Genomic DNA, 19,151 nt, shown 5'->3' on the forward strand with positions numbered 1-19,151 from the left:
TGTCTGACGCACTTTTATGTCTCACGCGCGGGGCTATATTACTCATGAGTAATCGGGTGGAGGAACTCGAATCTAAGGTTGCAGAGCTGCAGGCCGCAGTGAACGGACTCACTGAGGAACTCGTCGAATCCAAAGAGCGACTTCGACAACTGGAAGACGCGAACGACGTGGAAGTGCCATCGCGTGCCCCACGACGTCGCGGCGACTGGACGCCTGCCGAAGAAGGAGCGCCTGAAAACGCCCCCGAGGCGGATGCGGCCGACGGCGATGAGACTAAAACAGATGAGGCCGACGTTGGTGACGAAGAAGAAAGTCAGACTCCCGAAGACGACATCATCGTCGCCTGATCGGGCGCGCTGACACACATACGACGCGCCCCTGTGTCCATGCGGCGCGTTCCCTTGCGGGCGTCGCCCGCGTGAACACCAACACATGCACATCAAAGAGCTCGTCCTTGACGGTTTCAAGAGCTTCGGGCGGCCGACCCGTATCCCGTTCTACGAGGATTTCACGGTCGTTACGGGCCCGAACGGTTCTGGAAAGTCGAACATCATCGATGGCGTCCTGTTCGCCCTCGGCCTCGCCCGCACTCGCGGGATCCGCGCCGAGAAACTGACAGACCTCATCTACAACCCCGGCCACGCCGACGGGAGTGACGAGGCGGTGGCGCAACCCAAGGAAGCGAGCGTCACGGTCGTTCTCGACAACTCCGAAGGCACGCTCGACCGGTCGCAGGTCGTCAACGCCGCAGGCACGGACAAAATCGGCGACGTCGACGAAATCACCATCAAGCGCCGCGTCAAGGAGACGCCGGACAACTACTACTCGTACTACTATCTCAACGAGCGGTCGGTCAACCTCTCGGACATCAAAGACCTCCTGGCACAGGCCGGTATCACGCCGGAGGGGTACAACGTCGTCATGCAGGGCGACGTGACCGAGATTATCAACATGACGCCCTACCAGCGCCGGGGCATCATCGACGAAATCGCAGGCGTCGCCGAGTTCGACGCGAAGAAAGACGCCGCCTTCGAGGAGTTAGAGGCGGTCCAAGAACACGTCGACGAGGCCGGCCTGCGTATCGAAGAGAAGGAAGGGCGTCTCGACCAACTCGCCGACGAACGCGAGACGGCGCTTCAGTACAAGAACCTCCGCGACGAGAAAGAAGAGTACGAAGGTTATCTGAAGGCGGCGGAACTCGAAGACAAGCGCGACGACCTCTCGCGCACCGAATCGCGCATCGAGTCGACCGAATCCAAACTCGAAGGCCTACAGGCAGAACTCGACGAGAAACAGGGCAAAGTCACCCGTCTCGAAGAGGACCTCGAAGACCTCACCCACGAAATCGAGCGTAAGGGCGAGGACGAACAACTCCGCATCAAATCCGAGATGGAGGAGATAAAAGGCGACATCGCACGCCTCGAAAACTCCATCGAAGCGGCCGAAGAGAAGCGACAAGACGCCGAAGCCGAACGCCGGAAAGCGTTCGTCGATATCGACCGCAAACAGGAGAAGATAGACGACCTGTCTGGCGATATTCGCGAAATCAAGGTCGAGAAAGCGTCGGTCAAAAGCGACATCCAGTCCAAGCAGGTCGAACTCTCCGAAGTGCAGGCCGAAATCGACTCGGTCGACACCGAGTTCGACGAACTGAAGTCCGAACTCACGGAGAAAAAAGAGACGCTCGACGAGTTCAAAGACGAGAAGAACGACCGACAGCGTGCCAAAGACCGCCTCCTCGACGACGCACGCCGGCGTTCGAACGAAATCTCTGAGACGCAGACGGAAATCGACGAGGCGCACGAGCGTATTCCAGAGCTGAAGGCGACGCTCTCAGACCTGCACAGCGAACTCGACACCGCCGAGAAGAACAAGGCGAAGATAGACGGGATTATCGAGGACTTGCAGGCCGAGAAGGCCGAGTTGAAAGACGACCTCTCGGAGGTCAACGACGAACTCCAGACCAAACAGTCCGAGTACGCCCGTCTCGAAGCGCGTGCTGGGTCTGACGGGGACAACTCGTGGCCACGGGCGGTCACGACGATTCTCAACGCCGGCATCTCGGGCGTTCACGGCGCAGTGGGCCAACTCGGGTCGGTCGATGGTGAGTTCGCCAAAGCCTGTGAGACGGCCGCCGGTGGCCGCCTCGCCAACGTCGTCGTCGACGACGACGGGGTTGGGTCGTCCTGTATCGACCACCTGAAGTCCCGAAACGCGGGTCGAGCGACGTTCCTTCCCATCTCGAAGATGGACAACCGTGGCCTGCCGAGCAAGCCGAATCACCCCGGCGTCGTGGACTTCGCGCGCAACCTCGTCGACTACGACAGTCAGTACGAGACCATCTTCTCGTACGTTCTCGGGTCGACGCTCGTCGTCGAAGACATGCAGACCGCTCGCGCGCTGATGGGCGACTACCGGATGGTCACCCTCGACGGTGACCTGGTCGAACGCTCCGGTGCGATGACCGGTGGGTCCGGCGGTGGCTCTCGATACTCCTTTTCGAAGTCGGGCGAAGGCCGGCTCGAACGCATCGCCAAGGAAATCACGAAACTCGAAGACCGCCGTCGGTCGCTCAACGGCGAAATCCGCGACATCGACGACGACCTGGAGGACGCCCGTGGACGAGCCTCTGACGCGGCAGACCGAGTTCGTGCAATCGAGCGCGAAATCGAAGACGCACAGGAGGATATCGACGACGCGGAAGCAGAAATCGAGGAGTTGAACGACCGACTCGACGACCTGCAGTCCGAACGTGAATCCGTCGACGAACAGATGTCGGCGCTCGACGACGAGATCGCCGAGTTCGACGAGGAGATTTCGGCGGTCGAAGCCGACATCGCCGACATCGAACAGGAACTCGCGGACTCAGAGATTCCGAAACTCACCGCGAAAGCCGACGAGATTCGCGCCGATATCGACGAACTCGAAGACCGGATGGGGACGCTCGATAGCCGTCTCAACGAGATACAACTCGAAAAACAGTACGCCGAAGACGCGGTCGACGACCTCCACGACACGGTCGAGACCGCACAGAACCGCAAGGCAGAAGCACGCGAGACCGTCGCAGACGCCGAGTCGAAGATCGAAGACCGCGAAGACGACCTCGACGCGAAGCGCGAGGCAGTCGCGGAACTCGAAGAAGAACTGGTCGACCTCAAAGAAGACCGCCGCGAACTCCAAGAGGAACTGCGCGACGCGCGGTCTGCTCGCGACGAGAAGAAAGACCGGGTGAACGCGGTCGAATCCAAACTGGAGAGCCTCGAGTCTGCGGCCGAGCGACTCGAGTGGGAAATCGACGAACTCCAGTCGCAGGTCGGCGACTACGACCCCGAAGAGATTCCCGACCACAGCACGGTCGAAGCCGAAATCGAGCGCCTGACCGAGGAGATGGAGGCGCTCGAACCCGTCAACATGCTCGCGATCGACGAGTACGACGACGTGAAGGCTGACCTCGAAGACCTCCAAGAGCGTCGCGACGTCCTCGTCGAAGAGCGTGACGCCATCAGTGAGCGTATCGACCAGTACGAGTCGCAGAAGAAACAGACGTTCATGGAGTCGTTCGACGCCATCGCAGAGAACTTCACCGACATCTTCGAACGACTCTCCAACGGGACGGGCCACCTGCACCTCGAGAACCCCGAAGACCCATTCGAAGAGGGGCTGACGATGAAAGCCCAGCCGGGTGACAAACCGATTCAGCGCCTCGACGCGATGTCCGGTGGTGAGAAGTCGTTGACGGCACTCGCGTTCATCTTCGCGATTCAGCGCCACAACCCCGCGCCGTTCTACGCCCTGGACGAGGTGGACGCGTTCCTCGACGCCGCGAACGCCGAACGCGTCGGCCAGATGGTCGACGACCTGGCGGGCGACGCGCAGTTCGTCGTCGTCTCGCACCGCTCTGCCCTGCTCGAACGCGCCGAACGCGCAATCGGTGTGACGATGCAAGGCGACAACGTCAGCGCCGTCACCGGCATCCAGTTCGGCGGGAACGAAGCAAGCGACGGGAGCGTCGATGCCGACGGCGATGACGGCGGAGACGACGCCGATGGCAACGATGCCAGCGGCGACGACGATACTACCGATGGCGATGGCCACGGTGGTGACGGCGACGACGAAACGACGGAACCGGAGGTCCCGGCGGATGACTGACGACATCCCGAAACTGAACCTCTCGCGAGACCGTGGCGAGTCCGATGACAGCGAGACGTTCTCGTTTTCGGGTGATTCGGACCTCGAGACGGACCAGCAAGGCGACGCTGTCGACGACGTGCTTCCGGACGACGTCTCCGAGTCGGACGACGACGAAGTCGAGCCAGTCGAACTCCTCGTGCAACTCGCCAAAGAGGGGCAAATCGACCCGTGGGATATCGACATCGTCGACGTGACGGACGCGTTCCTCGAACGACTCGATGCGATGGACCTCCGGACGACTGGGCGGGCGCTGTTCTACGCGAGCGTCCTCTTGCGGATGAAATCCGACGAACTCCTCGCACCCGACGAACCCGCCGAGGAAGAACTCGAACCGTGGGAACTCGCCTTACAGGGTGGCGGCGACGACGGACATCCCGGCGACGACGTGTCCGGATTCGACCCCATCAACGCGCTCGAAGACGAGATGGACCGACGCCTCGAGCGCAAACACGCTCGTGGATCGCCCGAGACGCTGGACGAACTCGTCCACGAACTCCGTGAAGCAGAACGCGGGTCGTGGTGGAAACGCCGCCGCGAGTACGACACGTCCGAATCGCCGCGCGGGTTTTCCCGTGGGACGCAGACGCTCGACTACCACGCCGCCGGCGACATGCGCGGTGCCGGCGAACCGACCGAAGACGACGTGACGGGAACCGCCCACAACGAAGACATCGAGGCAATCGTCGAGGAAGTGGGTGACGTGCTTTCGACCCACTACGAGAAGGGTCGCGACGAGGTGTTGTTCGCCGAGATTCGACACGTCGCCGACACCGTGATGACGACGTATCTCGCGCTGCTGTTTCTGTCTCACCGGAGCGTCGTCCGCCTCCAGCAGGACGAGATATTCGGTGACCTCTGGATTCGAAACCCCGACGCGTTCGACGACGCTGAACGGAGCGAACGACATCCCGACGGCGAACAAGAAGTCGAAGCGGTTGTCAGCGACTGACGACGGTATTCTCCTGAGGTTCGCTCTTCAGTAGCCGATGCGGTGTCGATATCGGCACCCAGGTTAGTTCTCCTCGTCTGTCGTGGTCGAGGATTCGTCGTCGTCGGCAGCTGTTTCGTCGTCGTCGATGGCTGTCGAATCGTCTTCAACAGGCGCTGACTCGGCGTCGTCGGTGGATACGGTTTCGTCGGAAGTCTCGTCCGCGTGGGAATCGAGTGTTGCGTTCGCGGCCAGTTTTTCGGCCCTCGATTCGGCGTACGACGCACCGAGGTAGCCGCCGGCAGCACTGAGGCCGACGGTGTACAACGCGACCAGTACGAAGCCGATTCCGACCAGCACGATGACGAACACGGGGCCGGCGACTTCACCGGTTACGACCGACCCGATCGACATGACAGTAAACAGGAGGAGGAATATCGCGACCAGCGGGAGCGAAGCGATCAGTCCAGACACTGCACCGACTCGTATCCCGCGGTCTGTCCCTTCGGCGTGGAGGTAGCCCGCAACGGCCCCGCCGAGGATGGGTGAAAACGGGATGATGGCCGTGAAGAAGGTGACGACGGCACCCAACAGCGCGTGAAGGTAGAAGTTCTCTCCACGAGTGGCGAGTTCTGTCGAGTCGGCCGTGAGTTGGGTGGTTGTCTCTGGAGTCATACCACTAGTTGGCTTCGAGAAACGAAATACTGCGCGAGCAGCCCGCTCGCTTGGTTGTGCGACGTGGTTACGACAGGTGTGCAGTCACGTCAGTCGAAGAAATCATCCCGACGTAGTCGTCGTCTACGACTGGCAGGTGTTTGATGCCGTAGGTCGTCATCATCGCCGCAACCTCCTCCATGTAGAGGTCCGGGGTGGCGGTTTCGACGTCGGTCGTCATCACGTCAGCCACCGACAGTTTCGTGACGTCTTTGCCGTCTGCGACGGCATTGAGAACGTCCGTACTGCTGATAATCGACCGTGGTGTCGTCCGGACGACCAGTGCGCTGATGTCCATGTCGCGCATCTTCTGTGCGGCATCCATGACGGTCGCATCCTTCGAAATAGTCTCGAGCGGTGTTGACATGACGTCTTTGACTTTCACTCTGTCTGTAGAACTCATGGCATACAGAACGGAGTTGAAAGGTTATGAAAGTTTACTCGGTGGGTGATACCACTTGTCGGAGGGGGGACAGTCACTCGGAGACGAGACGGCGGAGAGATTACTCGACGTAGGCTCCGATGAGGGGAGCGAGTTTCTCTTTCGTCTCTGCGGGGATCGCCTCGTCCGGCGTGTTGATGGTTCCTTCGAGGGCAGAGTGGCTGTCCGTTTCGTGGCCATCGGGAATCTTGCGGATTGCAGCCTCGACAGTCTCTTTGATGGACTCCTCGTTGGCGGCGGCGTTCTTCAACACCTCGTCGAGGGTGACTTCGCTGTCTTCTTTCCACACGTCGTAGTCGGTGACGCCGGTGATAGTCGCGTAGGCGATTTCGGCCTCACGGGCGAGTTTCGCTTCGGGGATGGTGGTCATGCCGACGATGTCCCACCCCTGTGCGCGGTAGTGTTCGCTCTCGGCTTTCGTGGAGTACGACGGGCCTTCGATGCAGACGTAGGTGCCGCCTTCTTGAACGTTGGCGTCGGTGGCTTCTTCAGCGGCTTCAGTGAGGATGGAGACGAGTTCTTCGTCGTACGGCATCGCGAACGGCTGGTGGACGACGAGTCCCTCGTCGAAGAACGTCAGCGGGCGGTGTTTCGTGCGGTCGTAAATCTGGTCTGGGACGACGAGCGTCTGCGGCGGCAGGTCTTCTTTCAGACTGCCGACGGCGTTACTGGCGAGGATGTGGGTGACGCCCAGTTTCTTCAGCGCGAAGATGTTCGCGCGATACGGGAGCGTCGTCGGGGAGTGCTGGTGGTCGGGGCCGTGTCGAGGCAGGAAGACGACTTCGCGGCCGGTGTCGCCGAACTCACCGACGATTGGCGTCGTCGAGGGTTCGCCGAACGGTGTCTCGACCGGTTCCTCACGGGTGTTTTCGAGGGGCAGTGCCTCGTAGATTCCGCTGCCGCCGATAAATCCGATTTTCATATTCGAACGAGGTGGAGGGTGCACAAAATCGTGGCGAAACCGTGTCTCGTGGCGAATCTGTGGCTCGACCATGACGCCTGTGTCGAGGAGGAAGATGAGAACCGCGAATCGGGCCACAGGAAAATGGTGTCGCGGAGATGGCGTCGATACCTACTCGTGGTGTACCGCTTGAGACCAGCAGTCCTGCCCGGGCAACTCGGCCAAATAGTGACAATTCATTGGCAATAAAATATATAAGGAATGTTCTATGTAACCAATTAGCATGGCGTCAGAATTTGGCGTGTTGTCGCTCGTACCACCATTGTTGGCAATCGTGCTGGCAGTTGCAACCCGGAGGGCGATGCTGTCGCTCTTCATCGGCGTTTGGGTTGGGGGAATCATCTATACCGGTGGTACAGGTGTCGCACAGTTGTACGATTGGATCGTCACGTCTATCGGTGGAAGTACGTTCAACGCGAAGATTCTGGTGTTCACACTCCAGATCGGGGCCGGGATTGCACTCATCTGGCGGTTAGGGGGTGCAATCGCTATCACCAACTTCGCGACGAAACGAATCGACTCACACAGGAAAATCGGGATTGCGACGTGGTTACTCGGTATCCTGTGGAACTTCGACGACTACGCGAACAACGCGATCGTCGGGAGTTCGATGAAGAACCTCGCCGACGAACTCAAGATGTCGCGCGAGAAGTTGGCGTATCTGCTCGACTCGACTGCCGCGCCGGTGGCGACGATTGGTATCTCGAGTTGGGTCGCCTTCGAAATCGGTCTCATCGCCAACCAGTACGAAGAACTCGGTATTCAGGCTGAAACGCCCTCTGCTGCCGCGACGTTCATCCAGAGCATCCCGTTCAACGTGTACGCGATTCTCGCGATTGCGATGGTCGGTATCATCGTCGTCACCCAACGGGACTTCGGCGAGATGCTCGACGCCGAAACGCGCGCCCAGCGGACGGGGAACGTCATCCGAGAGGACGCACAACCGCTCCAGAACATCAAGGACGAACTGGGTGAACCACTCTCCGATGATGCGCCACTGCGCGTGTTCTTCCTGCCAGTCATCGCGCTCGTTTCCGTCGTCATTGGCGGTGCAGCGATGATGGGCTACGCACCCGGCCGAACGCCCGTCGAGATGGTCAGTAACACCGACGTCGCGACGGCGCTCGTCTGGGGGTCGTTCGCGATGGTGACGATGGCCATCGTCGTCGGATTGAGCGAGAACATCATGTCGCTCAATCAGGCGATGGAGACGGTTCTCGACGGGTTCGGGACGATGCTCCCGGCGGTCAGTATCCTCGTCCTGGCGTGGTCGATCGGTGCCGTCGCGAGTGCGTTGGGAACCGGCGCATACGTCACGCAGTACGCGACGGGTGTCGTCTCGCCCATGATGGTTCCCGTCGTCGTCTTCATCACCTCGGCGTTCATCTCGTTCGCTATCGGGACGTCGTGGGGGACGATGTCCATCATGACGCCGATCGTCATCCCGTTGGCGTGGGCGATTGGTGGGAACGACCCGAGCTTCATCGCCGTCGCCATCGGTGCGATGTTCAGCGGTGCCATCTTCGGCGACAACTGTTCGCCGATTTCGGACACGACCGTCCTCGCGTCGACGTTCGCAGGAGCGGACCACATCGACCACGTCCGGACACAGATGTACTACGCGTTCACCGTCCTGCTCGCCACCATCGTGGTGTACTTCCTGTACGGTGCAACGAATGCCAGTCCGCTCGTGCTGCTCCCGTTCGGGATTCTGACGCTCGTCGGCCTCGTCTACGGATTCTCCGAACTGGACGCCCGACGCAAGGATCTCTCGGCGAAACCCGCCTCGTCGAAGGCAGCCGCGAGAAACCTGAGCAGCGACGACTGAGATCGCGTTCAACTCACATTTTCATTTTTCGTCGATTACAGTCCACTCGCGAGAGGACAGTGCGGACGCTGTGGCGAATCCGTGCCTAGACGATGAGGCCTGCGTCGAGGAGGAAGATGAGAATCGAGAGTATCGGCACGCTCAACAGCGTCGTCGCGAAGACGGCCGCAGACACGAACTCGGCGACTGAGACGGTCGACCCCGACGTATCCCCGAACTCGCCGACGAGGATGAGCGGCGTCACCGCAGCAGGCATCGCGGATTCGAGCACGAACGTTCGGGCGACGACTGGGTCACTGAATCCGGCGACGAGGACGATTCCAACGGCGACTGCGGGGGCGACGGCCATCTTCAACACCGCGACCAACCCGACTTCTCTGAGCGTCGCCCCGAGGTCAGCACTGGCGAGTTGGATGCCAAGGATGAGGAGCATGACCGGAATCGAGGAGTCGCCGACGAGTTTCAGTGTCTGCATCGCTGGAATCGTCGTCGGTGGGACGACACCGAGCCATCGTGCAGCGAGTGCGGCGACGACGGCGTATACCAGCGGAATCTTGAGGACGCGGGTGAGGCCGATGCGCCACGCGGCGGGGCCTTCGTCAGTACGGGACGCTCCACGTCCAGCAATGTACACACCCAATGTGTAGACGAGCACGCCCTGTACAGCGAGATAGACGACCGCTGTGGAACGGCCGGTGTCGCCGAAGGCGAACGAACTGACCGGGATGCCGTAGTTACCGGAGTTGGGAAAGGCAGCGACGAGAACGAGCGCGCCGAGAAGCGGTTCAGAGATGCCGACGAGTCGCGCGACGACCCCTGCCACGAGAATCATCAGGACGTGGAAGGCGACGACGCTGCCGACGATGGTCGCGAGCGTGGACCCGGCGAGCTCGGTCGTCGCGAGGCTGTAAAACACGAGTGCTGGCGCGAGCACGTAGACGGTCACGGTGTTGAGCGGGTCGGGGTCGATGTCACGAGTTCTGCCCAGGACGAACCCCACCGCCCCGATCGTGAGGATGGGCAAGAGCGCCGTGACGAAGATAGAGAGAAGTGACGACATACGCGTGGCGACGAAGGTGACACTCTCCAAGGTTTCGCTTCGCTGGCGAGGCCACCTGTATGAGCGCACAAGACGCTCGCGTCGAGATGCAGTGTCGAAACGAGATGGTGGCGGCCGAGGTTAGGCACCGAGGCCGTCGTTGTCGAGGAGACGCCAAGCACCGTCGCCGGCGGATTCGACGACGTCGCGTCGTTCCATCTCTTGGATGACTTCGGTCATCCGGTCGGGTTGGGCGATCTCCATCTCGATACGGTCTACGTCGTGGAACTCAGCGAGGTAGTGACGGATGTCGTCCAACTCGAACGTCTCTTCGTCGGCCTTCGACATGACGCCAGAGATGAGGTCTATCATGTCTTCGATGAAGTTCCACGGGTAGACGACCCACGCCCACTCTTCGAGACGCTCACCGACGTAGTCGGGTTCGAACTCACTCGTCTGGAGGAGTTGAAGCGTCGCGGTGCGGACTTCACCTGCGTTTCGGTCGGTCACGTACTCGTAGGCCCGTTCGATCGACCCGCCGGTGTCGGCGATGTCGTCGATGATGAGCACGTCTTTGCCTTCGACGCTCCCCTCTGGCATGGGGTAGCGTACTTCTGGTTCGTTCGACTTCTGAGCAGTACCGACGTAGTGCTCCATCTTGAGACTCGTCAGGTCGTCGAGACCGACGAAGTCACAGATACAGCGCCCCGCAAACCAACCGCCGCGTGCCAGCGCGACGATGACTTCGGGTTCGAACTCGGACGATTTGACGTCGTCTGAGACGTCACGACAGAGTCCGTAGATGTACTCCCAGTTTGTGATGGTGCACTTAAATTCGTCGGGGAGGTCGCCCATAACTTCTGTTCACCGTCCGTATTGGGGTGCCTGACTCCCTTTAATCTGTACGACTCGCCTCGCCCATGTGGGACAGTCACAACACACGGAAAAATCCCATTAAGATGCCATTAATCGGGTGCTGAAGCGTTCAGGCACTCTATAACCCATGTTAACAAGAGTCATAGTTATAGTGGAATAGCGAGTATCCGACTTCGTAGGTGAAAGACATATGCACACGTGTGGTAACTGTGGTGAGTTCGTGTCCCGAGATTTCGTCCGGGTCTTTGGTAACGATATGGACGAAGTAGTCGGGTGTCCCGCTTGTATGAACATGCGAGAAGTGATGCAGGGCTACGGCGCGGCGGCCAGCGAGAGTCGTGTTCGCTGGACGCGTGCGTAAATCGGCAGTAGATCCCCGCTTTTTCTCGCCCTCCTCGGTTCATTGCTCCCCCGCTCGACCCACGGGTTTGATACAGTCCCATGCAGTGCGCATGTGCATGGACCGCCGACGCGCCCTCCTCGTCGATGCATTCACGACCGAACCGATGTCAGGCAACGTCGCTGGTGTCGTCCCCGACGCCGACGGCCTCGACGCGGAGCAGATGCGCGCAATCGCGGCCGAACTCGGCGCGAGCGAGACGGCCTTCGTCTGTTCGTCGTCCAGCGCCGACCGCCGAATTCGATACTTCACGCCGACACGCGAAATCGACCTCTGCGGGCACGCCACGATTGCGGCCCACGCCCACCTCGCTGCTGAACGCACGCTCGACCCGGGAACCCACACGCTCGAAACGAACGTCGGAACACTCGACATCGACATCGGCGAACTCGGTGAGGTGTGGATGACACAGGACGCACCGACGATTCAACCGCTCGACGTCGACTACGGCCGAATCGCGACCATGCTCGGCATCGACGTCGCCGCACTCCAGGACGTTGGTGAAGACCTCCCCATCGCGCTCGCATCGACCGGACTTCCGTTCGTCATCGTCCCGGTGAACTTCCTCGAACATCTCTCCGGTGCCGCTCCTGACCTCGACGCTATCGACGAATTCACCACCGAGCACGACGCTGCAGGCATCTACGCGTTCACGTTCGACACCATCGACGGCGACTCGACGCTCCACGCTCGCTGTTTCGCCCCTGGCGTCGGCATCCCCGAAGACCCCGCAACCGGAACTGCCAGCGGTGCCTGCGGCGCGTATCTCCGGCAGATGGGTGCGTTCGACTCCGTGCCAGACGAACTCCGGTTCGAACAGGGACACTTCGTGGACCGCCCCAGCCTCGTCCGCGTCACCGTCGACGAACAGATACAGGTCGGCGGACGGGCAGTGCAGTCGCTCGATGGAACACTCACCGTTCCAGCGTTCGAAGACGACGATATCATCGAGGCGTAACGCCCCGAGCGTCGGTGGCCGACGCCGAAATCAGAGTCCGGGCGTCGAAGAACGAGCGTACCCGATGTACCGCAATTACCCGATGTACCGCAAGTCGTCGTCGCTCGCGATTCCGCCCTGTTGTTGCTGCTGCATCTCTTGAATCTTCGCGGCGACTTCTTTCATCTCTTCTGCCCGGTCTTCGAGCGCTTCGAAGTCGACGCTGAAGTCGAGGAAGTCTTGCAGTACCTCGATGACGGCCTGTGCGCTCTGTGGGTCGACCAGATAGCCACTGGTCTCGCCCATGAGACACGCCGCCTCGAAGCCGCGACGGCCACCGAGGCCGAGAAGCAGCCCGGAGACGCCGACGATGCCGCCTGCTGGTTCGTCTTCACGGAACTCGACGCCAACGTCTTCGAGTTCCTCGCGCATCGACTCGTCGGTGACGCCACCGAGAACGGACGGTTCGTCGACGAGCTCACCGGTCGGAACGCCGCCCAGTGCGAACAATCGTTCGGCACCGAACTCCTCGGCAACGTCGAGGAAGGCGTCCGTGAGGTGGTAGTGCCCCTCGTTCGACTGTGCCTGGTGGTCGCCGGTGAGTAACAGCAGGTCAGGTCCCTCGCCCGGTGTCACGACGGCGTGGACTTCGGCGTGGGTCAGTTCGGCGATGCCGTCGTCGAGGCTCACCTGCGGTGGGAACACGTCGGCGTAGATGCGACGGACCAACGTGGCGTCCTCGAACTCTTCGAGCAGGTGCTCGACGGCGAGTTTTCCAACGTTGCCGACGCCCGGCAGTCCCTCGATGAAGACGGGGTCGGTGAGGTCAGCCTCGGCGACAGCCTCGATTTCGATGTCGTCCATGCACATAGTGCCGAACGCACCGGTTAAGAGGGCGTCGGTAGCCGAATCCGAGACTACTCGTCTGCGACCCGGCGCTTGCGCGCACGACGGTACTCGCCGTACGGGTCCTCAGGGTTGAACGGAGCGGGCGCGCTGTTCTCTGTGGATGCGCCACACTCAGGACACGAAGAAGAAAGTGAGTACACCGGGCGTTCGTGGCGGTCGCGCCACACACTACACACCCGGATGTCAGATTTCATTACTCGTCGTCGCCGCTGCGTTCGCGGTGGTACTCTGCGGTGCCACCGGCCGCTTCGATAGCTTCGCGGGCGCGAGCGACACTTGCGTCGAGTTCCGATTCGGCGGTCTTGTAGTCGGGCGCTTTCACCTTGATGCGGTATTCGGGCGCACCGACGTACGTGACCGTCAGTTCGATTTCGTCGCTGACTTCATCGTCGCCTTCGGCGGCCTTGAGCGCCGCCTTCACGTCGTCGACGCCGGTGCCCGCGGGCGAGCGCAGGTCGACGTAGCCCGTGACGTTAACGTACGGGACCGAGACGTTCTGGCGTGCGGTGTCGACGATGGCTTCGATTTCGTCGTCGTCCAGCTCGACGTCTTCGAGCGATTCAGTGCCGTGGATTGCGGCCTGTTCGAAACTGTCGTAGAGCGTCTCGAACTCGGCGAGCAGGGCGTTGGCGATAGCGCCATACCGGTCGTCGTCGATGTCCTCGCCGAAGGCGATGGCCATCCACTTGTCCGCTTTCTGCTCGTTCTTCCACTCTTGAATCTTCTCTTTGCGCTGGTGCTCGTTGACGTCCTTGATAGAGAGGTCTATCTGCTGCGAACTCTCGTTGACGTCGAGCACTTTGGCGACGACGGTCTGTCCCTCGCGGACGTGGTCGCGGACGTTCTTGATCCATCCGCTCGCGACTTCGCTGATGTGGCAAAGCCCACGTTTGTCTTCGTACTCTTCGAGGTCGACGAAGACACCGAAGTCAGTGATGTCGTCTACCTTCCCGACGACGAGTTCGCCGGAGTCGGGCCATCCGCTGTACTTCATGAGAAGTCCTCCAGGACGTTACGCCTCAAGTTCGTCGGTGTCTCGGCGTTCGACCGTCTCGACGACTTCGCCGTGGAACTCGGCGTTGCCGCCGGTTGGCGTGGCGAGGGTCGTCCCGCAGACGGCACAGTTGACGACCGAGGAGGCCTTACCGAAGACGATCTGTTCGTTCTCACAATCACTGCATGCGACTTTGTAGAAATTTCCTGCCATGTGTTTACTCCTGGAACTCGAGACGGCCTGCTCGCCAGCCCTTGCGCATGTGGGCCTTTCCGCAGTCAGAGCAGATGTACTTCAGGTGCGTCTTCTTCGTCGGCTTGTCTCCACCGGGAACCTTGGAGAACTTACCGGCGTTACCGATAGTGGCCTTGCCGCGTCGAGTCTGACGGGCGTTCCACTTCATGCCGGTTGGACGGCCTTTTCGGACTTTTTCGACTTCGTGCTCGTGGTGACCCTTGCAGTTAGGGCAATACGTGTTGAAACGGCGTGGCATCTGCATAGATATCGACCTTGTGGATGGGTTTGGTGTCGCCCGTTAAAACCCGTTTGGTTCGCCGCGACCGTCAAACCCGCTCTCGAAGCCCAGTTCACCCCCTGTGGTACGTGTGGGCAGATACCGCGAACTCGGAGGTCGACGCAGATTCGAGACGGCGCTCGTGGCGTTGTGGTTCGCGGTGGTCACAGCTCGTGACGACTCACGAGCAGCCATCGCACGCAGGCGCGAGAAAAACACTGGTCGACCGTCACTCCACGCTCGAAGCCGAAGCGATTAAGCGGTGACTGTGCCAATCCCGGCACATGAAGAAGCTCATCATCCACGGCGACCCCGGAATTCGGCGCGACGCCGTCATCAAACACGACGGTGAAGAGTACATCTGCTTCGCCATCGACCGGCAGGGCGACTGGCACGGCCCGGACCGCGTCCAACTGTGGTGTACCGTGGGCACCGAAGACGAGCGCGAGGCGTTCGAAAAGCGCGAGTTCGTCCCGCACTGGCTCGAAACCGAGGGCGTCGACGCCGAGGCTATCGAGGTCGTTCGCAAGAGCGGCCAGGTCGCCTAAGGTAGTCTCGCTTCTTCTACCTCGTAGACGACGACCGACCCAGAGCGGTGCACCGGCGTCAACCACGGAACGTCGGTCTCTATCTCTCCGTAGCGGGCGCGTTCGCCGGGACCGACCCAGACGTACTGCACGTCGTATTCCCTGATGAGACGCGTTCGCGTCGATTCGTCGCCCACGTACATCGCGTCGACATCGCGCACCCGGTTGTAGTACGCCTCTGGACCGCGATAGCCGACTTCGTGTGCCCATCCCGCGACTGTCGGAACCCCGGTCAGACTCGATTCGGGATTTCCACGCCACGCGTACATGACGTACTCTCGTTTGTCGTCGACGGTGTCCGACCACTCGGTCCCCGGGGCAGTGAGCATCGTTGGGTTGCCGTCAACGTTCTCGTCGAGCCACGTAATCGCCGTCGCCTCGTCCGAGTGATACCACGTTGCGAAGGCAGTCGCGTCGAGCGTCGTCTCTTGCCGGGGCGTCTGCGTGTGGTCGGAGACGGCGAGGCCGGCGTAGACAGACGTTGAGGCGACGAGGGCGACGACGACGACGATGCCGAGCGCTCGAACCGCCTCGCCACGAATGTGGAACGTCGTGTTCGGCAGCGACAGGTTGCTCACATCGGCCGTGTCGCGGACGAGACCAGCGAGGACCGGCCCCATCGCACACCCCCAGAGCACCCACACCTGCATGTACGTCTTGAAGACGGTGTTCATCCGCCCCGGCCCGGCCTGTTCGTTCACGAAGACGACTTCGACGAGCATCACGAGTCCCGCCCCCGCGACGACGAGCACCGTGTCGAACCGTGGGTCGTCGCTGCGTCTGAGGATGACCCACCCGACGACGACGAACGGAACGACGAGTGCGAGGGCCGCGAAGGAGTGGATGACCGCGACGATGGCCACTGCCGTGAGGCCGGCGACGACTGGCAGGATGCGTCTCGGGCCGAGTCGCGTGGCGTAGTGAAGCGCGAACGCAGCGAGGAACGCGCCGTGAACGAGGACGAGTGCGCCGAATCCAGTTCGTTGGTCCGGCGTGAGAATCTCGATGGTTCGAGTGCTCCCACCGCCTGCGACGCTTCCGAGGAGGAACGGACTGGCGAGAACGAGGGCGACGACTCCTGCGAGCCCGACGACGGCGGTGGTTCCGACGAGTCTCGTGACCTCCCGAGAGACCGGGGTGCGGTCGGTGAGTGCTCGGAGCCGTTCACGACCCGGAACGAGGGTCGATGGCCGCGTCGGTGCGAACACCATCGCGAGGAAGAGGACGCCGAATATCGACGGGAAGCTCCACGTGTCGACGACGACCTGGAGGGCACCGACGACGGCGATGACGCCGACGAGCAGGCGACGTTCACCCACCGCGTCTTCGGGCGTCCGGAAGTACGCGAACGCGAGGCCGGCAGCGAGGAGCAAAAACGGCGTCCCCATCATATGTGCGTGTAAGTCGCCGTTGAGCCACGCGAACAGCGGGAATTCGTTGATGGTGCCCGGAATGACGCGACTGGCGTCCCAGTACGAAAAGTCGGCGGCGCTGGCGAGAATCTTCGAGACAGAATAGCGCGAGCGTTCGGCGACGGCTTCTGCAATCGGGCGCTGAACTCCGTCAGGGAGCGCGAGGAGGACGAACCGACCTGCCGTGACGAGGTTGCTCGCGAACCCGACGAAGAACGCGGCGAGGACGCCACCGAGGCGACCATTCGCGCCGGTCGCAACCGAGATACTCCGCCCCAGTTCGAACGCCGCCGCGACGAGGAAGCCGAAGAACCCGGCCAACGCGAGGTTGTACGCGAATTCGGGTTCGGTTCCAGTCAGCCACGCCAGGAGAATCGACACGAGGTGGCCGCCGTAGTAGTAGCGAACCGGTTCACCGGCGAACCACATGTCTTCGGGTGGCAACACCGCTGCCCGAGAGAGCGACTGGAGAAGTCCGAAATCGAGAAATTTCTCGCCGCCGCCGGCGTGGACCGACGGGTCGAGTGCGCGGAGTCCAACGGCGAACAGGAAGGCGATGGCGAAGACGACTGCCGCCTCTGCGACTGCTCGCCTGTCGATGTCGAGGTCAGCTGCGAGACGAACGTCGCCACTGCGGAGTGCCGTCAGGTCGAGACCACTCGCGGCAGACGCGGCGACCAGCGCGACGACGCCGACCAGCATCGTCGCGGGACCGAACGAGAGGTGACCGACGTAGTAGACCGGCAGCGTCACGACGACGAGCGATAGCGGAAGTGTGAATCCAGCACCGTGGCCGGGGAGGCGGCGGAACAGTCGTGCAGCGAGGGGCAGGCCGACTGCCCACAGGGCCGCGAACATCACCAGCCAACGGACCACGAGGGCGTACTCCATCTGACCGAGGAAGGTTCGGCCGACGCAATACGTTTTGTGATGACTGGTGCGCACGAGAGCGGTTTGCTTTTTACCCCGTTGGAAGAATGGACGTGCATGATGCAGTCTGTCGGGGTCGTGGTGCCAGCCTATCGGCCCGATCCCGATCGCCTGGTTCCGTACGTCCACGCACTCGTCGAGGCGCTGGACCCCGACGCCGTTCGGGTCGAACTCGACGCTCCGCTGGCAGACACACTCGACGCACTCGATGCCCTCCCATCGGTTGCTGTGGTGAACCCGGTCGGCGCCCGTCGTGGCAAAGGCGCGGCCATCACCGCCGGATTCGAAGCTCTCGACACGGATATTCTCGCCTTCGCAGACGCCGACGGCAGTACGCCCGCGAAGTCGATGGCACACGTCGTCGACGCAATCTATCAGGGTGCCGACCTCGCGGTCGGGTCACGGCGACATCCGGACGCGACTGTCGCGTCTCACCAGACGGTCGCACGTCGCTACCTCGGCGACGGATTCGCATGGTTGGCTCGACACCTCACTGAAGTCCCGTTGTACGATTATCAGTGCGGTGCGAAGGCAATCACTGCGGAGGCATGGGCGGACGTGCGAACACACCTCTACGAACCGGGATTCGCGTGGGACATCGAACTCATCGCCGTCTCGGGCGCGTTCGACCACCGAATCGTGGAGGTGCCAGTCGTCTGGGAAGACCAGCCGAACTCGACCGTCTCACCTGTCGATACGACGCTCAAGATGGCCCGTGGACTCGTTCGCTCGCGACACCGAGCGCGGACGATTCGCGAGGACAGAATCCACTCGTTCATCGCCGCCCGCAACGACCAACGGACCCTCGTCGACGACTCCTCGCCAGAGGTCACAGATGACTAATCGCTTTTCTGCGTTGCTGTCGGGTGCTCGAATCGGGAAGTTCGCGTCCGTGGGTGCGGTCGGCGCGGTGTTCGACCTGACCGTGAGCAGTCTGCTCATCGTGCTGTTCGGTGTCGTCGGCGAGGTGGCCAAACTCGTCGGTGCAGAAGTCGCCATCATCATCATGTTCGTCATCAACGACCGATGGACGTTCGCGGACGCGGGGTCGGACCACCTCGTGGCGAAACTTCGCCGATTCGTGAAGTCGAACCTCGTCAGGAGCGGTGGCCTCGCCGTACAGGTGCTCGTCGTCCGTCTCCTCAGAGAAGTCTCGCTGTCGATTCCAGTCGGTGGTATCGACCTCTGGCAACTCATCCCGCTCCCCATCGCAATCGGCGCGTCGATGTTCCTGAACTACGTCGCTGAGAGTCTGATTACGTGGCGTATCGGCACGGGTTCGCGTCACGGTGACTCACGGTGAAAATTGCCACACAGCTAGCGAAACAGAAGCCTTAACAGTAAACGTCGCATTTGTTGATTCAGCGGGATGGGATAGCCAGGAGATTCCGCCGGGCTCATAACCCGGAGATCGGTAGTTCAAATCTACCTCCCGCTATGTTTTTGCCGACCTCAACTCCTGAACGTCGAGTCTCGTCTCGGTGTGATC

The 19,151-nt window shown here is 61.4% G+C and carries 19 protein-coding genes and 1 tRNA gene; 9 read left to right on the forward strand and 11 right to left on the reverse strand.

Annotation, left to right across the window (positions count from 1 at the left end):
• The first annotated feature begins 44 nt into the window (after positions 1 to 44).
• The 3 genes from ACK3SC_RS04275 (at position 45) to ACK3SC_RS04285 (ending at position 5,140) form a co-directional block, all read left to right on the forward strand.
• Positions 45 to 347: a chromosome segregation protein SMC gene (locus ACK3SC_RS04275; protein ID WP_416838881.1), complete on the forward strand. Its 303-nt coding sequence runs from the start codon at positions 45 to 47 to the stop codon at positions 345 to 347.
• 85 nt (positions 348 to 432) lie between these two features.
• Complete coding sequence (gene smc / locus ACK3SC_RS04280) at positions 433 to 4,149, forward strand: chromosome segregation protein SMC (RefSeq protein WP_416838882.1); 3,717 nt, start codon at positions 433 to 435, stop codon at positions 4,147 to 4,149.
• Complete coding sequence (locus ACK3SC_RS04285; protein WP_416838883.1) at positions 4,142 to 5,140, forward strand: segregation/condensation protein A; 999 nt, start codon at positions 4,142 to 4,144, stop codon at positions 5,138 to 5,140. The genes smc and ACK3SC_RS04285 overlap by 8 nt, the downstream gene beginning before the upstream one ends.
• A 63-nt stretch (positions 5,141 to 5,203) precedes the next feature.
• On the opposite strand, the gene ACK3SC_RS04290 is transcribed toward ACK3SC_RS04285, so the two are convergent.
• The 3 genes from ACK3SC_RS04290 to mtnP form a co-directional block, all read right to left on the reverse strand.
• Entirely contained in the window at positions 5,204 to 5,794 is a 591-nt protein-coding gene (locus ACK3SC_RS04290; RefSeq protein WP_416838884.1) for a DUF5518 domain-containing protein, read from the reverse strand.
• A gap of 67 nt (positions 5,795 to 5,861) precedes the next feature.
• Positions 5,862 to 6,236: a CBS domain-containing protein gene (locus ACK3SC_RS04295; RefSeq protein WP_416838885.1), complete on the reverse strand. Its 375-nt coding sequence runs from the start codon at positions 6,234 to 6,236 to the stop codon at positions 5,862 to 5,864.
• Positions 6,237 to 6,336: 100 nt separating this feature from the next.
• Entirely contained in the window at positions 6,337 to 7,197 is an 861-nt protein-coding gene (gene mtnP / locus ACK3SC_RS04300) for an S-methyl-5'-thioadenosine phosphorylase (protein ID WP_416838886.1), read from the reverse strand.
• Positions 7,198 to 7,459: 262 nt separating this feature from the next.
• Between mtnP and ACK3SC_RS04305 the strand changes: the two genes are divergently transcribed.
• Positions 7,460 to 9,064 (forward strand): Na+/H+ antiporter NhaC family protein, encoded by a 1,605-nt coding sequence (locus ACK3SC_RS04305; RefSeq protein ID WP_416838887.1) that lies wholly within the window; start codon positions 7,460 to 7,462, stop codon positions 9,062 to 9,064.
• 85 nt (positions 9,065 to 9,149) lie between these two features.
• Here ACK3SC_RS04305 and ACK3SC_RS04310 read toward each other — a convergent pair whose 3' ends face one another.
• Both ACK3SC_RS04310 and ACK3SC_RS04315 read right to left on the reverse strand, forming a co-directional pair.
• Positions 9,150 to 10,124 (reverse strand): AEC family transporter, encoded by a 975-nt coding sequence (locus ACK3SC_RS04310; protein ID WP_416838888.1) that lies wholly within the window; start codon positions 10,122 to 10,124, stop codon positions 9,150 to 9,152.
• Positions 10,125 to 10,244: 120 nt separating this feature from the next.
• Positions 10,245 to 10,958, reverse strand: a complete 714-nt coding sequence (locus ACK3SC_RS04315; protein ID WP_416838889.1) for a phosphoribosyltransferase — start codon at positions 10,956 to 10,958, stop codon at positions 10,245 to 10,247.
• Positions 10,959 to 11,437: 479 nt separating this feature from the next.
• On the opposite strand from ACK3SC_RS04315, the gene ACK3SC_RS04320 reads away from it, so the two are divergent.
• A complete protein-coding gene (locus ACK3SC_RS04320; protein ID WP_416838890.1) occupies positions 11,438 to 12,337 on the forward strand; it encodes a PhzF family phenazine biosynthesis protein in 900 nt (299 codons plus the stop codon).
• A 75-nt stretch (positions 12,338 to 12,412) separates the two neighbouring features.
• On the opposite strand, the gene ACK3SC_RS04325 is transcribed toward ACK3SC_RS04320, so the two are convergent.
• The 5 genes from ACK3SC_RS04325 to ACK3SC_RS04345 are packed head-to-tail and all read right to left on the reverse strand — an operon-like array spanning position 12,413 to position 14,718.
• The gene (locus ACK3SC_RS04325) at positions 12,413 to 13,180 is read right to left on the reverse strand and encodes a proteasome assembly chaperone family protein (RefSeq protein WP_416838891.1); all 768 of its coding nucleotides are present in this window, start codon (positions 13,178 to 13,180) and stop codon (positions 12,413 to 12,415) included.
• A gap of 53 nt (positions 13,181 to 13,233) precedes the next feature.
• The gene (locus ACK3SC_RS04330; RefSeq protein WP_416838892.1) at positions 13,234 to 13,419 is read right to left on the reverse strand and encodes an RNA-protein complex protein Nop10; all 186 of its coding nucleotides are present in this window, start codon (positions 13,417 to 13,419) and stop codon (positions 13,234 to 13,236) included.
• Complete coding sequence (locus ACK3SC_RS04335; RefSeq protein ID WP_416838893.1) at positions 13,419 to 14,219, reverse strand: translation initiation factor IF-2 subunit alpha; 801 nt, start codon at positions 14,217 to 14,219, stop codon at positions 13,419 to 13,421. Before ACK3SC_RS04335 ends, ACK3SC_RS04330 begins: the two co-directional genes overlap by 1 nt.
• 18 nt (positions 14,220 to 14,237) lie before the next feature.
• Positions 14,238 to 14,432: a 30S ribosomal protein S27e gene (locus ACK3SC_RS04340; protein WP_416838894.1), complete on the reverse strand. Its 195-nt coding sequence runs from the start codon at positions 14,430 to 14,432 to the stop codon at positions 14,238 to 14,240.
• A gap of 4 nt (positions 14,433 to 14,436) precedes the next feature.
• A complete protein-coding gene (locus ACK3SC_RS04345) occupies positions 14,437 to 14,718 on the reverse strand; it encodes a 50S ribosomal protein L44e (protein WP_058572609.1) in 282 nt (93 codons plus the stop codon).
• A 299-nt stretch (positions 14,719 to 15,017) separates the two neighbouring features.
• Between ACK3SC_RS04345 and ACK3SC_RS04350 the strand changes: the two genes are divergently transcribed.
• Positions 15,018 to 15,281 (forward strand): HAH_0734 family protein, encoded by a 264-nt coding sequence (locus tag ACK3SC_RS04350; protein WP_416838895.1) that lies wholly within the window; start codon positions 15,018 to 15,020, stop codon positions 15,279 to 15,281.
• Here the strand turns inward: ACK3SC_RS04350 and ACK3SC_RS04355 are convergent.
• Entirely contained in the window at positions 15,278 to 17,623 is a 2,346-nt protein-coding gene (locus ACK3SC_RS04355; protein WP_416838896.1) for a DUF2298 domain-containing protein, read from the reverse strand. The genes ACK3SC_RS04350 and ACK3SC_RS04355 overlap by 4 nt on opposite strands.
• A 96-nt stretch (positions 17,624 to 17,719) precedes the next feature.
• On the opposite strand from ACK3SC_RS04355, the gene ACK3SC_RS04360 reads away from it, so the two are divergent.
• The 3 genes from ACK3SC_RS04360 (at position 17,720) to ACK3SC_RS04370 (ending at position 19,100) form a co-directional block, all read left to right on the forward strand.
• On the forward strand, positions 17,720 to 18,505 hold the full coding sequence (locus ACK3SC_RS04360) for a glycosyltransferase (RefSeq protein ID WP_416838897.1): 786 nt from the start codon (positions 17,720 to 17,722) through the stop codon (positions 18,503 to 18,505).
• Complete coding sequence (locus tag ACK3SC_RS04365; RefSeq protein ID WP_416838898.1) at positions 18,498 to 18,965, forward strand: GtrA family protein; 468 nt, start codon at positions 18,498 to 18,500, stop codon at positions 18,963 to 18,965. Before ACK3SC_RS04360 ends, ACK3SC_RS04365 begins: the two co-directional genes overlap by 8 nt.
• 60 nt (positions 18,966 to 19,025) lie before the next feature.
• A tRNA-Met gene (locus ACK3SC_RS04370) sits at positions 19,026 to 19,100 on the forward strand.
• Positions 19,101 to 19,151 lie beyond the last annotated feature (51 nt).

It is taken from the genome of Haloferax sp. DFSO52 (assembly GCF_048158745.1).
In the GTDB taxonomy this organism is placed as follows: Archaea; Halobacteriota; Halobacteria; order Halobacteriales; family Haloferacaceae; genus Haloferax.

Excerpts from the sequence above, each read along its gene's own strand:
- ACK3SC_RS04360 (WP_416838897.1), top strand. The coding sequence starts at position 17,720 with ATGATGCAGTCTGTCGGGGTCGTGGTGCCAGCCTATCGGCCCGATCCC.
- mtnP (WP_416838886.1), bottom strand. The coding sequence starts at position 7,197 with ATGAAAATCGGATTTATCGGCGGCAGCGGAATCTACGAGGCACTGCCC.
- ACK3SC_RS04310 (WP_416838888.1), bottom strand. The coding sequence starts at position 10,124 with ATGTCGTCACTTCTCTCTATCTTCGTCACGGCGCTCTTGCCCATCCTC.
- ACK3SC_RS04335 (WP_416838893.1), bottom strand. The coding sequence starts at position 14,219 with ATGAAGTACAGCGGATGGCCCGACTCCGGCGAACTCGTCGTCGGGAAG.
- ACK3SC_RS04345 (WP_058572609.1), bottom strand. The coding sequence starts at position 14,718 with ATGCAGATGCCACGCCGTTTCAACACGTATTGCCCTAACTGCAAGGGT.
- ACK3SC_RS04340 (WP_416838894.1), bottom strand. The coding sequence starts at position 14,432 with ATGGCAGGAAATTTCTACAAAGTCGCATGCAGTGATTGTGAGAACGAA.
- ACK3SC_RS04285 (WP_416838883.1), top strand. The coding sequence starts at position 4,142 with ATGACTGACGACATCCCGAAACTGAACCTCTCGCGAGACCGTGGCGAG.
- ACK3SC_RS04355 (WP_416838896.1), bottom strand. The coding sequence starts at position 17,623 with ATGGAGTACGCCCTCGTGGTCCGTTGGCTGGTGATGTTCGCGGCCCTG.
- ACK3SC_RS04295 (WP_416838885.1), bottom strand. The coding sequence starts at position 6,236 with ATGAGTTCTACAGACAGAGTGAAAGTCAAAGACGTCATGTCAACACCG.
- ACK3SC_RS04315 (WP_416838889.1), bottom strand. The coding sequence starts at position 10,958 with ATGGGCGACCTCCCCGACGAATTTAAGTGCACCATCACAAACTGGGAG.
- ACK3SC_RS04350 (WP_416838895.1), top strand. The coding sequence starts at position 15,018 with ATGAAGAAGCTCATCATCCACGGCGACCCCGGAATTCGGCGCGACGCC.
- ACK3SC_RS04325 (WP_416838891.1), bottom strand. The coding sequence starts at position 13,180 with ATGGACGACATCGAAATCGAGGCTGTCGCCGAGGCTGACCTCACCGAC.
- ACK3SC_RS04275 (WP_416838881.1), top strand. The coding sequence starts at position 45 with ATGAGTAATCGGGTGGAGGAACTCGAATCTAAGGTTGCAGAGCTGCAG.
- ACK3SC_RS04330 (WP_416838892.1), bottom strand. The coding sequence starts at position 13,419 with ATGAAATCTGACATCCGGGTGTGTAGTGTGTGGCGCGACCGCCACGAA.
- smc (WP_416838882.1), top strand. The coding sequence starts at position 433 with ATGCACATCAAAGAGCTCGTCCTTGACGGTTTCAAGAGCTTCGGGCGG.
- ACK3SC_RS04365 (WP_416838898.1), top strand. The coding sequence starts at position 18,498 with ATGACTAATCGCTTTTCTGCGTTGCTGTCGGGTGCTCGAATCGGGAAG.
- ACK3SC_RS04320 (WP_416838890.1), top strand. The coding sequence starts at position 11,438 with ATGGACCGCCGACGCGCCCTCCTCGTCGATGCATTCACGACCGAACCG.
- ACK3SC_RS04290 (WP_416838884.1), bottom strand. The coding sequence starts at position 5,794 with ATGACTCCAGAGACAACCACCCAACTCACGGCCGACTCGACAGAACTC.
- ACK3SC_RS04305 (WP_416838887.1), top strand. The coding sequence starts at position 7,460 with ATGGCGTCAGAATTTGGCGTGTTGTCGCTCGTACCACCATTGTTGGCA.